Annotated in this window: 13 protein-coding genes; 10 read left to right on the top strand and 3 right to left on the bottom strand. The window is 43.6% G+C overall.

What is annotated here, in order from left to right; genetic code table 11:
• The first annotated feature begins 41 nt into the window (after positions 1-41).
• Genes NYE72_RS22260 through gnpA form a run of 3 tightly spaced genes read left to right on the top strand, consistent with a single transcriptional unit; the run spans position 42 to position 4,033 of the window.
• Entirely contained in the window at positions 42-983 is a 942-nt protein-coding gene (locus tag NYE72_RS22260; protein WP_235219487.1) for a sugar ABC transporter permease, read from the top strand.
• A 9-nt stretch (positions 984-992) separates the two neighbouring features.
• Positions 993-1,847 carry a carbohydrate ABC transporter permease gene (locus NYE72_RS22255; protein ID WP_051491266.1) on the top strand — a complete coding sequence of 285 codons (855 nt, stop codon included), beginning with the start codon at positions 993-995 and terminating at the stop codon, positions 1,845-1,847.
• Positions 1,848-1,873: 26 nt separating this feature from the next.
• Complete coding sequence (gene gnpA / locus NYE72_RS22250; protein ID WP_200870218.1) at positions 1,874-4,033, top strand: 1,3-beta-galactosyl-N-acetylhexosamine phosphorylase; 2,160 nt, start codon at positions 1,874-1,876, stop codon at positions 4,031-4,033.
• A 469-nt stretch (positions 4,034-4,502) separates the two neighbouring features.
• Here the strand turns inward: gnpA and NYE72_RS22245 are convergent, their stop codons facing one another.
• Positions 4,503-5,408 carry an AraC family transcriptional regulator gene (locus NYE72_RS22245; RefSeq protein WP_076098612.1) on the bottom strand — a complete coding sequence of 302 codons (906 nt, stop codon included), beginning with the start codon at positions 5,406-5,408 and terminating at the stop codon, positions 4,503-4,505.
• Positions 5,409-5,591: 183 nt separating this feature from the next.
• On the opposite strand from NYE72_RS22245, the gene NYE72_RS22240 reads away from it, so the two are divergent.
• The 3 genes from NYE72_RS22240 to NYE72_RS22230 are packed head-to-tail and all read left to right on the top strand — an operon-like array spanning position 5,592 to position 8,519.
• Positions 5,592-6,440 (top strand): sugar phosphate isomerase/epimerase family protein, encoded by an 849-nt coding sequence (locus NYE72_RS22240; protein ID WP_036683033.1) that lies wholly within the window; start codon positions 5,592-5,594, stop codon positions 6,438-6,440.
• Positions 6,441-6,460: 20 nt separating this feature from the next.
• Positions 6,461-7,474: a Gfo/Idh/MocA family oxidoreductase gene (locus tag NYE72_RS22235; RefSeq protein WP_038572595.1), complete on the top strand. Its 1,014-nt coding sequence runs from the start codon at positions 6,461-6,463 to the stop codon at positions 7,472-7,474.
• A 31-nt stretch (positions 7,475-7,505) separates the two neighbouring features.
• Positions 7,506-8,519, top strand: a complete 1,014-nt coding sequence (locus NYE72_RS22230) for a Gfo/Idh/MocA family oxidoreductase (protein ID WP_339210406.1) — start codon at positions 7,506-7,508, stop codon at positions 8,517-8,519.
• Between the two features lie 77 nt (positions 8,520-8,596).
• Here NYE72_RS22230 and NYE72_RS22225 read toward each other — a convergent pair whose 3' ends face one another.
• Entirely contained in the window at positions 8,597-8,806 is a 210-nt protein-coding gene (locus NYE72_RS22225; protein ID WP_036683023.1) for a hypothetical protein, read from the bottom strand.
• Between the two features lie 205 nt (positions 8,807-9,011).
• Between NYE72_RS22225 and NYE72_RS22220 the strand changes: the two genes are divergently transcribed.
• The 4 genes from NYE72_RS22220 (at position 9,012) to NYE72_RS22205 (ending at position 11,765) form a co-directional block, all read left to right on the top strand.
• Positions 9,012-9,326 (top strand): hypothetical protein, encoded by a 315-nt coding sequence (locus tag NYE72_RS22220; RefSeq protein ID WP_036683022.1) that lies wholly within the window; start codon positions 9,012-9,014, stop codon positions 9,324-9,326.
• A gap of 120 nt (positions 9,327-9,446) precedes the next feature.
• Complete coding sequence (locus NYE72_RS22215) at positions 9,447-9,980, top strand: hypothetical protein (RefSeq protein WP_036683019.1); 534 nt, start codon at positions 9,447-9,449, stop codon at positions 9,978-9,980.
• Between the two features lie 97 nt (positions 9,981-10,077).
• Positions 10,078-11,196 carry a hypothetical protein gene (locus NYE72_RS22210; protein ID WP_339210404.1) on the top strand — a complete coding sequence of 373 codons (1,119 nt, stop codon included), beginning with the start codon at positions 10,078-10,080 and terminating at the stop codon, positions 11,194-11,196.
• Positions 11,193-11,765 (top strand): type 1 glutamine amidotransferase family protein, encoded by a 573-nt coding sequence (locus tag NYE72_RS22205; RefSeq protein WP_076146745.1) that lies wholly within the window; start codon positions 11,193-11,195, stop codon positions 11,763-11,765. Before NYE72_RS22210 ends, NYE72_RS22205 begins: the two co-directional genes overlap by 4 nt.
• 65 nt (positions 11,766-11,830) lie before the next feature.
• Here NYE72_RS22205 and NYE72_RS22200 read toward each other — a convergent pair whose 3' ends face one another.
• Positions 11,831-12,424, bottom strand: a complete 594-nt coding sequence (locus NYE72_RS22200; protein WP_036683014.1) for a hypothetical protein — start codon at positions 12,422-12,424, stop codon at positions 11,831-11,833.
• Positions 12,425-12,437 lie beyond the last annotated feature (13 nt).

The following is a 12,437-nucleotide window of genomic DNA, read 5'->3' as shown; positions in this document are numbered from 1 at the left end:
CTATGAACGGGATGCATTTTGTATGAAGAGGAGTGAGAAAGATGTCTGAAATGCAGCTGGCAGAAGTAGCTCCTAGACAGAGAAAATCAAAGATTAGGACAGCGAAAACCAGAAATCCTAAGCTATTCATAGCGGTATGCACGATTCCTACGCTCTTGTTAACCCTCGTATTTATGATTATTCCAACCTTTCGGGCATTTTTTATGTCTTTTACGGATGCCACCGGGATGAGTGATGAGAACAAGTTTATCTTTTTGGATAACTATAAATATATGTTTCAAGATGAGATGTTCCTCAAAGCGCTGAGCAATACATTTAAACTGATGCTGGTTGTGCCAGTGATTACGTTGATTTTTGGGCTGGTGCTCGCTTTTCTATTAACGCAGACAAAGCTGAAGGAAAGAGGATTTTACCGAACCGTATTCTTTTTCCCTAGTATCATCTCTTTGACGGTAGTCGGAATTATCTGGTCCTTTGTGTTTCATCCCAACATGGGCATTTTGAATAATATTCTGGAGAGCATCGGATTAGATCAACTGAGCAGACCTTGGCTTGGAGATAGCCGAACAGCATTGTGGTGTGTAGCCGTTACACTGATCTGGCAAGCGGTTGGTTATTATATGGTCATGTATATCGCTGCGATTGACGGGATTTCTGCGGATGTGTTTGAATCGGCGACTATTGATGGTGCGGGATATTTCCGGAAGCTTACCAGCATTACGATCCCTCTGCTAAAAGATATTATTGGCATTACGTTTGTGTTGTCCCTGGCAGGTACGATCAATTTAAGTTTTATAGTTGTAACTGTAATGACTGGCGGTGGTCCGGCAGGTGGAACTACTGTTTTACTCCACTACATGTACACGCAAGCTTTCCAAAATGCGAACTTTGGTTATGCCATGGCTATTGCTATTTTTACGCTGGTGTTCGCCTTTGTGCTTTCTTTTCTGTCCAGACTACTTACAAATCGAGCAGAAGGGTAGGGGAGAAGGATGACGAGCAATCAACAGAGTCTTATAAAAATGAATATTGCCAACTGGATCACGCGGCTGTTTCTGATTGTAGCCACCATTGTTTTGTTATATCCGTTTGTATGGAATCTCTTAGCTTCATTTAAAAGCAATACGGAATTTCTAACCGACCCCTTCTCCTTACCACAAGCCTTACACTTTGATAACTATGTACGCGCTTTTCAGAAATCCAAGATGGGGAGTTATTTCCTGAACTCTATCTTTCTTGTGGTGTTATCCACGGCGATTCTAGTTATTTTTGTGGTTCCTATGGCTTATGTCTTAACGAGATTTAAGTTTTGGGGCTCCAAACTAATCCTTAACCTTTATATGGCCTGTATTTTTCTGCAAGCCTCCTACATTATGGTTCCTCTATTTCTTCAGGTGAATTCGTTCGGGATGTTGGACAATCGCGGGATGCTCAGTTTAATCTATGCTGTTCTGCAGTTTCCCTTTGCCATCTTTGTATTAAGTGGATTTCTGCGGTCCATCCCTAGAGATTATGAAGAAGCCGCTAAGATTGACGGTTGTGGCAACACGGGAGTGCTCGTCAGAATTGTTGCGCCGCTTGCTAAACCGGGTATTGTGACGGTCTGTATGCTGGCAGCGATGGGCTTTTGGAATGAGTATCCGCTGGCGTTGGTCTTAATTCAAAGTGATAGCAAAAAAACATTGCCAGTAGGTTTAGCCAATCTTTTTGAGGTTCAACGTTATGCTACAGATTGGAGTGCACTTTTTGCCGCGCTGATCCTAGTGCTGATTCCAACGATTCTTTTATATGTGATAGGACAAAAGCAATTGCTCCAAGGAATAAGCGCAGGCGGGATTAAGGGCTGAACAACAAAGACATGGAGGGAAGTTACGTGGACAAAGGAAGATTTACACTGCCTGGTGAAACAGGGATGGAAGAGGTCATAGCCGATCTCGTCGAAAGATGGGGTGTAGATGCTGTACGTGACAGTGATGGCACGAATCTATCGCAGGACATTCTCGATATGGGTCTGCAAATTTATTCAACGCTTTGTCTCGTCCGTGAGGACAATGAGTGGGCGAAGCAACATCCGCAATATAGACAGCAGATCTATCTGATGACTGCTCCAGTAATAGTAACTTCAAAGGTGAAGACTATCGATATTATGGCTGATTTTTTTGCCGATCAATTTATTCCTAACACAGATGTGGATATAAAAAAATATTGGCAGGTTGTAAACCGGACTACAGGAGAAGTATTACCTTCTGAATGTTGGAGTTATGCAGAGGGGATTGTCACATTTGAGCAGGCGGTACAATTTCACAAATATACGGTCAGTTTCTTGGCCTACCAGAAATGGGAGCCGGTCTCCATGTACAACCACATCACGAATGATTGGGATGAGGAGCATCGTTTACCGTTGGATATTCGTTATCCCGAGGCTCAAAAACATGTATTGAGGGTGCTGGAAGATTGGCTGAAGAAACATCCCAAGACAGATATCGTACGTTTTACTACCTTCTTTTATAATTTTGATTTGATTTTTAACAAGGAAGGTAAGGAGAAACAAGTGAATTGGTTTGGCTATCTCAGTTGTGTAAGTCCACTTGCGTTAGAGCAATTCGAACAAGCTTATGGGTACCGATTGACTGCAGAAGATTTTGTGGATCAGGGGCGATATAACACACCATTTAAGAACCCGACCCAAAGATATCTGGACTGGATGGACTTCAATCAGAAATTCATCGCAGGTTATGCCAAACAATGTGTAGATATGGTGCATGATTTCGGGAAGAAAGCGATTATGTTTTTTGGGGATCACTGGGCGGGCACAGAGCCTTATGGCAAATATTTTCCGGAGATCGGGCTCGACGCAGTGGTTGGGGCAGCAGGAGATGGCGTTACAACCCGTATGATTGCGGATATACCTATTAAGGATACCGAGGCACGTTTCTATCCTTATTTCTTTCCAGATGTCTTTTTTGAAGGGGGAGACCCTGTCGGAGAGTCCATGCCGATCTGGATCAAATGCCGGCGTGCGCTCATGCGCAAACCAGTTGGCAGGATGGGGTATGGCGGATATTTGAGTCTAGCGCATCAATTCCCGGATTTTATTGATCATGTGACAGAGATTGCGACGCAGTTCAAAGGGATTCATGCTAATGCAGAAGGGACACAGCCTTTTAAAGCTCCTTTTAAAGTAGCGGTTCTGAATACCTGGGGTTCCCTTCGAAGCTGGCAGACACATCAAGTGGCTCATTCTTTATGGAATCAAAGATGTTATTCCTACATAGGGGCATTAGAGTCATTGGCGGGCTTGCCGTTCGACATTGAGTTTATAAGCTTTGATGACATCAGGTTAAGTGGGATTGATCCTAGTATCGGTGTGATTATTAACGCGGGTGATGTCCATACCTCTTGGAGCGGTGGAGATCAATGGAGCGATCCGCAAGTTGTGGCAACACTTCGTGAGTGGGTGGATCAAGGGGGCGGTTTTATTGGGATTGGTGATCCATCAGCTTATGAACATCAAGGGGTTCTTTTTCAACTAGCGGATATTCTAGGGGTTCAGAAGGAGATTGGATTTACAGCAAGCATCAATAAGCCCAAGGTAACGCCTGTGCAGGATCATTTCATAACGGAAGATCTGGAAGGTGAGATCGATTATGGTGAAGGGATGACCATGGTTTATCAAGCGGAGGCCGGAGCAGAAATATTGGATGTGCACCAAGGCAGCTGCAATCTTGCCGTGAATTCATTTGGTCAGGGTCGGGGCGTTTATATCGCTGGACTTCCGTACAGTATTCAGAATACCAGACTACTCAGCCGAGCGATCTTTTGGGCTGCACATCAAGAGGAGCAGTTGTATTCATGGTTCTCAGTGAATCCGAATGTTGAATGTCATGCGTATCCTGAGACGGGTCGATATTGTGCCGTAAATAACACTTCCGAGATCCAAAAGACGACGATCCTGATGGACAATGCCGTGATCCAAGAAATAGAGTTGGGTGGGATGGAAAGTGTGTGGTTTCAATTTGAGATCACACATTAGGAGTCAGCCGTAACTACGGCGAATAATTAGACTTCCGGCCGCTGTTATCTCCAACTTTCCTGAATTGTACCGCTTCGATGGAGTGATTGGGGAATTTCTCCCTGAAATTCCGGGATTTTTGGTCATCAGACTAATAATCAGGGAAAATCTCCCTAAAGTTTAGCTGATTTGATAGCAATTATAGAAATTCCTCTTATTATTAGGGAGGAATTCCCTGATTTCGTTCATTTAGAGCGAATATTGATTATTTTCAGGGAGTTTTTCCCTAATTAGTTTTAGAGCCGTCCCCGCATACTGCATTAACGCAGAAAACACGAACGTTCGCCGCCCCGCATATTGCACATCTCACCGTACAATGTATATTGTTTATCGGCCCCCACAGGTATCATACAAAGCAGATGATCCATCCCCCTCAATGTTTTTGGCAGGTTTTTCTCACTTGGATTGAGATATTCTGGGGTTTCCGTATCTAGAGTATCCGGGACAACTTGCGATAAGCCCGCGGAGAAATCCCCTCATTCGCGGTAAATACCCTGCTGAAATAATGGATATCAGGATAACCAACGTTATCACCGACCTGTTCAATCGGCCAATCCGTTTCGCGCAGCAGCTTGCGTGCTTCCCGATGCCGGATGGAACGGAGATATTCACCAGGAGGCATGCCAGCCACCTCACGAAATAGCTTGGAGAAATGGTCTTCATGCATATTCATGGCACCAGCCATGAATTTATTACTCCAGCGGTCTGCTAGCTTTGAATCCATCTCGTCGATTAAAGCTCTGATCCGCCCGGTATGAACGGAAGATTTGGCTGCATTTCGGGAGCTTTGTGTTCGGAGCAGCGAGGTTAGGATGCCGAGCAGTAACCCCCGACAGACCCATTCATAACCGGCAGGCCGCATCGTAAATTCATGCACGAGCTGTTCCATCGCATGAATACATTCGGGTGGCGGGGTATAAATGGGCTCCTGTGACAATGGCATAAAAGGAGCGGTCACAGCTTCCAAGGCAAACTTCTCGGCCATAACCTCCTCCTCATTGACCAGCATGTCTTCATCGCTTGTAATAATCGATTCCCCAAAAAAATCAAAATGGATCCCAATGAGTTTGGTTTCCGAATCTGACACAATCGCATTCTGATGATATACCCCGGAAGAAAGGAATATCAGTTGTCCTGAATTCAGGATATATTCCTCCGTATCCATTTTTGTTGATAATTTCCCCTGGCGAACATATAGCAGCTCGAAATCATACAATCTTCTTCTTGGAAAGAGGCAAGGTGAGAGGGTTTGGAATTGTGCGTAGTGAATGCCAGGTGACCACTCCCGGGAAGGGACCTGTTTTCTCAGGGGATAACGGGGTTCTTTTTCAGCCACGAATAAACCTCCCATACAGTATAAAATGATTTTTTCAAATAGACCGGAATCGTGCAAAAAATCTCTTGTTCACCTAAATAAATCTAACTTACAATCTATTATAATATAAATAAATCAAGGATATAAGGGTATTTAGGGCAGGATCTTAAAAGACGGAAAATAACAAATTTGAGGAGGATTCAGATGAAAAAGGGAATAAACATTTGGTCGTTTCGTGAAGGTACTGAGATCGAAGAATGTGCACGTCTGGCTAAAGCGGCGGGGTTCGATGGAATTGAATTGTCTTTGAATGAATCGGGTGAACTTGGCCTGCAAACCACTGAGAAAGAAGCTATTAAGATCAGAAATTCCATTCAGGAGATGGGGTTAGAAATTGCAGGACTGGCGACAGGACTATATTGGTCATATGCCATGACAAGTGAATCCGCGGCGAACCGGACGAAGGCTATCGATGTATGTAAAAAACAATTGGAGCTGGCAGCAACACTTGGCGTAGATACGATTCTTGTCATTCCTGGTGCGGTTGGTGTCGATTTTATTGAGGGCTGTGAAGTAATCGATTATGAAAAAGCTTATGATCGAGCCTTGAAGGCGATCAGTGATCTAGCTCAGGATGCTAAAATGGCGGGTGTTTCTATTGGGATTGAAAATGTGTGGAATAAATTCCTGCTGTCTCCGCTTGAATTACGTTCTTTTATAGATGCTGTAGGCTCCAATTATGTAGGTTCCTATCTGGATGTAGGGAATATCGTTCATTCTGGTTATCCAGAGCAGTGGATACGGATTCTAGGCCATAGAATCAAGAAGGTGCATTTCAAAGATTACCGCCGGGCAGCCGGAGGACTTCATGGATTTGTTGATCTACTTGCTGGGGATGTGGATTATCCTGCTGTTATGGAAGCACTGCAAGAGATCGGCTACAGCAATTATGTTACTGGTGAAATGATACCGCCATATACGCATTATTCGGAGCAAATCATTTTTAATACTTCTGCAGCGATGGATGCTATTTTAGGACGCACTAGTTACTAAGTTTAAGAGAGGTGAAGGCTGTGCTCAGAGTGGGGCTGGTGGGCTTTGGATTTATGGGCCGAATGAACTTTGATCAGTATGTTCAATTGCAGGAAGACGGCCATCCGATTTCTCTGGTTGCCATTTGTGACCCGCAGATTGAAGTCCTTAAACATACTAAATCCGCGGGGAATATGAACACGGCCCACGAGGTATATGATTTATCCCCTTACAATTTTTATGAGAATTTGGAGCATATGCTCGAAAAAGAAGAACTAGATGCTATTAGCCTTGCGGTACCTACGTACTTGCATGCTGAAATGGCTTGTTCGCTGCTGGAACGAGGGTATCATGTGTTCTGTGAAAAGCCGATGGCGAGACATTCCGCAGAAGCTTGGAAGATGGTAGCGGCGGCGCAAAGCAGCGGAAAAAAATTGCTGATTGGCCATTGTCTTCGCTTCTGGCCGGGATATGAATATTTGAAGGGGATCATAGCTAGCGGTGAGTTCGGTGAAGTGACAGAGGCTTATTTTTACCGGGGTTCCGGTGCTCCTAAAGGGTGGCTGGTCAATGATGAGCTAAGTGGTGGCTGTATGCTGGATATGCATGTACACGATACGGACATCATCCATCACTTATTCGGAAAACCGGATAAAGTGTCAACGCTTGGGCGGAAGGTTTTACCGGGAAGTGGCTATGATATCGTCTCCACTCATTATTTTTATCAGGATGGAAAAGTGGTCAATGCCCAAGCGGACTGGACACTGGAAGGCGACTTTGGTTTTTACATGGGCTATCGGATTAATTTTGAACGGGGGAATGTAGTCTTCGATGGCGCGGAAGTTAAGGTGAATCCTAATTGTCAACCGGGGTTCATTGCGAAGCTTTCTTCGCATACCGGATATTACAGAGAGTTGGTATATTTCTTAAAAGTCATTCAGAACGATGAGCCAGTGACTCTATGTATGCCCGAAAGTGCGGCCCAATCCATAGAAATCATTGAGGCTGAAATCCAATCGGCTGATCAGGAAGGTACCTGGATACGGATACGTTAAGTGCCATATTTTTAGTAAAGGAGACTTCACGATGTTGAAAATAGGTTTGATCGGTTTTGGATTTATGGGCCGGATGCATTTTGATAATTATGTGCGCTTAACGGAAGAGGGGCAGCCCATTGCCCTTAAAGCCATCTGTGATTTGCGAATTGAGGAATTAAAGGATGGAAAAGCAGCCGGGAATATGAGCACTGCCCAGGAAGTCTATGATTTGTCAGCTTACAATCTATACGATGATCTGGAGAAAATGATAGCCAGTGAGGAACTGGATATGATCGACATTGCGGTTCCTACTTATCTGCATGCGGAAATGACTTGTTCGCTGCTGGAACGTGGATATCATGTATTTTGTGAGAAACCGATGGCCAGAACTTCCGCACAAGCGCTGAAAATGGTGGAGACGGCAGTCCGCTGTGGGAAAAAACTGATGATCGGACATTGTCTCCGTTTTTGGCCGGGGTATGAGTATTTAAAAGAAGTGATAGAGAGCGGGCAGTTCGGTCAGGTCACGGAAGGGTATTTTTACAGGGGATCTGGTGCTCCTAAGGATTGGTTTCTGGATGAGACACTAAGCGGTGGAGGCATTATGGATATGCATATTCACGATACGGATATGATTAACTATCTGTTCGGCAGACCGGATAAAGTATCATCCTTAGGACGTAATATCCTTCCGGGAAGCGGATATGATATCGCATCGACTCACTATTTTTATAAGGATGCAAAAGTAATTAATGCTCAGGTGGATTGGACGCTGGAAGGTGATTTTGGGTTTTACATGGGGTATCGGGTTAATTTTGAACGAGGAAATATAGTGTTTGACGGCAGCGAGGTCAAGGTCAATCCGAATGACAGGGCAGGCTATATAGCGGAACTTTCGCCGGATGTTGGCTACTATAGAGAGCTTGTATATTTTCTGAATGTCATTATCCAGGATAAGCCTATCATTATTTGTACGCCAGAGAGTACAGCGGAGTCTCTAAGAATCGTGGAAGCAGAAATGAAGTCAGCGGATGCTGAAGGCGAATGGATCGTGCTAGATTAGTTGTGTGCAGAGTGAGTAAGGACGTGAGCTGGAAGAGGATCATTCACAATGACCTTTTTCCAGTTCACGTCCTTTTGTCATCGCTGAAATTTGGTATTGTCTCTTGCATAATGGGATACTGATCCGTCATATCTTCTCAGCCGTACTTGTTCATCAGAGAACAGTTCAACAATTCCTGAAGCAACCTCTGAATACATTCCATCAGGATCAAGCTGTAGCGCAGAAATATAGGTTTGGGATAAGGCAGCTATAAAAAAATCAATGTTTTTCACTAGTGTTTGTGGCATGTTATTCCCTCCGGTGACATCTTGTACATGATGATATATTAAACCATAGGAGTTATTTTACCATGATTTATCGTTGAGTTTTAGGAAGAATTCTTTGGTAAAAGTCGAAAATATGAGAAATTTGGTTGAAATTGTATTTAAGATCATCTTTAATGAAACAAAGAGGGGAATTTTACCACTCTAAATAAATTAAGGGGATTACATAATGAAAGACTATGAAGTGCTGGAAATTAACAAAAAGAGTTTTTTTAAAACGACTATCTATTTTATGATCATTCCTACACTGCTATTGTTTATAGTAGGTTTAGGGATGGTGGTGATCGGGCTTATCATTAAAGAGACGTTTATGGTTGTTATGGGTATCCCTTATTTGATTATGCCGGTTATTTTGATACTCATTTATGGATTGGTGGGTATGCTTGTAGCGCTGGTATATAACAAGCTGGCGAAGAGATTCGGAGGTCTAGAATTGAAAATAGTGGAGAAAAACCCTCCGGTTGAAGCAAACTATTTACCATAACCCGAAGTTATTAAAGGGCAGGTATTGCGATGATTTCGCTACCTGTCCTTTTTTATCTTTTTAATTTGAAAAGAAACCGGGGAATGGATATGATTTGGATAATGAAAGGATGATTGCCAGATGACGGAACAGACACAAAGAGCCAAGGAGCTGTACATTCAGTTTTTGGGTCATTTTTTAAATATGCATAAAGCAGGAGTGCTTAAGGAGTACAAGAGTTTTGAAATTCCAAGAGAAGTGGAGCTGGAATGGCTGCAGGAATGGGCCACGGAGCACGTCAAGCAGTTGTCGATACGGGACTGGGATGCGATTACGATACTGGAATCCATCTCGCGGAATTATCAGGATAGCTGGATTGTGGAAAAAGTGGCTTCTTTTGCTTCGCGGAATATTATGAGCGCCGATAGTTTGGTTAGACTGATTTATGCGGAAAAAATGCTTGAAATCATTCGTTCTCATAATCAAGTGATCACAAAAGAACTGTTATTTCAAGGATGTAAGGTTGCTGTTCAAATCCTCGAGGATGTAATCTCACAGCCGCTGGTCATTGATCCTGGACACGAACTTAAAGAACATAACCTTAAAGATAAACGTGCGTTAAACAGTCGAGCCCAACAAGGGATTGAAGAGGTAAAGGTACTAATTAATTCTTAGCTGCCAAAGTTGACATACTGTTGTCAAATTGGGTGTGCTACGATTTCCTGACAGAATCACGTTTGCTGATCTAAAGATGAAAATGAGGGATTATCGAATGGCTGAACCTTTAAAAGCAATGTACAATGAACAATTTCTGCGTGAGTTCGCCGAAAAGATTCGTGGCGTACATAGTGTCTTCGATACTGAGGCATTTGTAAGCTCAGCCATGACTGAACCGTGGGATACGCTTGAGCTGAAGGCAAGAATGCGGCGGATCACCGAGACGTTGGGCAGCCACTTACAGCTTCCTTATGAGGAAGCGCTGGCTATCCTATTCGCCATTGCTGAGGAATGTGTAGGATTTCCGTATTTAATTTTTCCGGATTTCGTTGAGGTATATGGCCAAGGAGACGAACATTGGGAGTTGTCTATGCAGGCGCTGGAAAGATTCACAACGAAATCATCGGCTGAATTTGCAGTTAGGCCGTTTCTTTTTCGGGAACCAGAGCGGATGATGGCTCAAATGCAGATATGGGCGAAGCACCCTGATGAGCATGTACGTAGGCTGGCTAGTGAAGGCTGTCGGCCTCGTTTGCCTTGGGGACAGGCGCTCCCCATGTTCAAGCTTGACCCAGCTCCGGTATTACCTGTACTTGAGCAGCTTAAGGCGGATACATCCCTGTATGTGCGTAAAAGTGTCGCTAATAATTTGAATGATATTGCGAAGGATCATCCGGAAGTGGTGCTCGATACCGCTCGGCGCTGGAAGGGAACACATCCCGATACAGACTGGATTGTGCGGCACGGCTGCCGTTCTTTGATTCGTAAAGCTGAGCCAGAGATTATGGCTTTATTCGGATACGCAGAGCAGACAGACGGAGCTACTCCACTTATAACGAGTGCTTCAATTCTATTGGAACCTTCTATCCTGACCATTGGCGAGAGCTCTGAATTACAGTATAAGCTTCAAGTTCGTGAGGGAGCTCCGGCACGGATTCGGATTGAATACGGAATCTATTTCGTGAAAGCGGCAGGTCGAACCTCTCGTAAATCTTTTTTGTTATCGGATAAGACCGTACCTGGAGGTACAATTCTGTCAGGTAAACGGACACATCGTTGGGCTGATTTAACAACTCGGCGTCATTATCCAGGAGAGCACCGGATTGTGCTGCTGGTAAATGGGCGAGAAGTGGCGGAAGTGACGTTAGAACTTAAAGGGAGTGCTAATATATGAAAAAAGAAGTTTTGATCTTTCTATCCAATGGCTACGCTGATTGGGAAAGCGGATATATTAGTGCCGAACTAAATAAGCCGGAGAGTGAATTTAAAGTAAGCACAGTTGCTTTAACTAGCGACAATGTCAAATCTATGGGTGGATTTACTGTTGTACCTGACTATACTTTAGACAGTTTACCTGTTCAGTATGAAATGTTAATTTTAATCGGTGGCACAGGCTGGAAAGATAATTCAGCTATTACTCCAGTGATTGAAAAATGTTTGCAGGAGAGTGTACCTATTGCCGCTATATGTGACGCTACAACTTTTTTGGCTGAACATGGCTATTTAGACAACATACCGCATACCGGAAATTCATTGGATTATTTAAAACAAAACGCTCCTAATTATAAAGGAGATGCAAATTATATAGAAAAACAGGCAGTTTCGAGTGAACATATCATTACTGCTAATGGTACGGCTGCTTTAGAATTTGCAAGGGAAGTTATGAAGAAGTTAGAGGGTTTCCCAATCGAAACCGTCGAGGGATGGTACAATTTTTTCAAAGATGGTTTTTATCAAGAATAAAAATGTATATAAAAAAGGTGGTCTCAAGTCTTAACGACTTCAGATCACCTTTTTGGGGTTGAAGCTTATTTTTTCACTTCTGTAACACCAGTTACTTTTCCTTGATCGGATGAATTAAAGGTGGATTTATATTGATCGTTTGCGAAGTAGACATTGCCTTCAACGGTTGCGTTCACCAGGGTAAAACCATCCGCTTCTACGTATACATCTCCAATAAAAGTGCCGCCTTGAATACGGGCGTTTTTACTCTTGATGGTCAATTTTGGAGCAGTCAGTTTGAAGGAGTTGGTGATGTTGTGATCCGCATCTTGTGTGTATAGAGCAATTTTTCTGGCGGGTTCCTCTTTATTCATGAATTCTCCATCCACGACGAGATCTTCGGTGAAGGTTAAGTCTTTAAGTGTGGCAGCAATCCAGGTTCCCTCTGGACTGATGGCGCGTTTGAAGGCTTCTTCATTATCTACTACGGAAGCTGAGGTTACAGCATCTGTGGTGTTATTTTGATTATTAGCGGTGCCTGCATTATTAGTGGTACCCGCGTTATTTGTGTTCTCAGGAGTGCTTGTTGCAGTAGCATTATTAGCATTATCTGTTGCATTTCCACATCCGACCATTAACACAAAAGCAAATACCGCAGCAACACTTGCTATCTTTCTCATCTGTATAACCTCC

Source organism: Paenibacillus sp. FSL L8-0333, assembly GCF_037965665.1.
Taxonomy (GTDB): domain Bacteria; phylum Bacillota; class Bacilli; order Paenibacillales; family Paenibacillaceae; genus Paenibacillus_AQ; species Paenibacillus_AQ odorifer.
Note: the sequence above shows the minus strand (reverse complement) of the source record. Positions and strands in the feature narration are given on the sequence as shown.

Coding starts and splice junctions, on each gene's coding strand:
- NYE72_RS22240 (WP_036683033.1), top strand. CDS start 5,592: ATGAAAAAGGGAATAAACATTTGGTCGTTTCGTGAAGGTACTGAGATC.
- NYE72_RS22200 (WP_036683014.1), bottom strand. CDS start 12,424: ATGAGAAAGATAGCAAGTGTTGCTGCGGTATTTGCTTTTGTGTTAATG.
- NYE72_RS22210 (WP_339210404.1), top strand. CDS start 10,078: ATGGCTGAACCTTTAAAAGCAATGTACAATGAACAATTTCTGCGTGAG.
- NYE72_RS22220 (WP_036683022.1), top strand. CDS start 9,012: ATGAAAGACTATGAAGTGCTGGAAATTAACAAAAAGAGTTTTTTTAAA.
- NYE72_RS22255 (WP_051491266.1), top strand. CDS start 993: ATGACGAGCAATCAACAGAGTCTTATAAAAATGAATATTGCCAACTGG.
- NYE72_RS22215 (WP_036683019.1), top strand. CDS start 9,447: ATGACGGAACAGACACAAAGAGCCAAGGAGCTGTACATTCAGTTTTTG.
- NYE72_RS22225 (WP_036683023.1), bottom strand. CDS start 8,806: ATGCCACAAACACTAGTGAAAAACATTGATTTTTTTATAGCTGCCTTA.
- NYE72_RS22230 (WP_339210406.1), top strand. CDS start 7,506: ATGTTGAAAATAGGTTTGATCGGTTTTGGATTTATGGGCCGGATGCAT.
- NYE72_RS22205 (WP_076146745.1), top strand. CDS start 11,193: ATGAAAAAAGAAGTTTTGATCTTTCTATCCAATGGCTACGCTGATTGG.
- NYE72_RS22260 (WP_235219487.1), top strand. CDS start 42: ATGTCTGAAATGCAGCTGGCAGAAGTAGCTCCTAGACAGAGAAAATCA.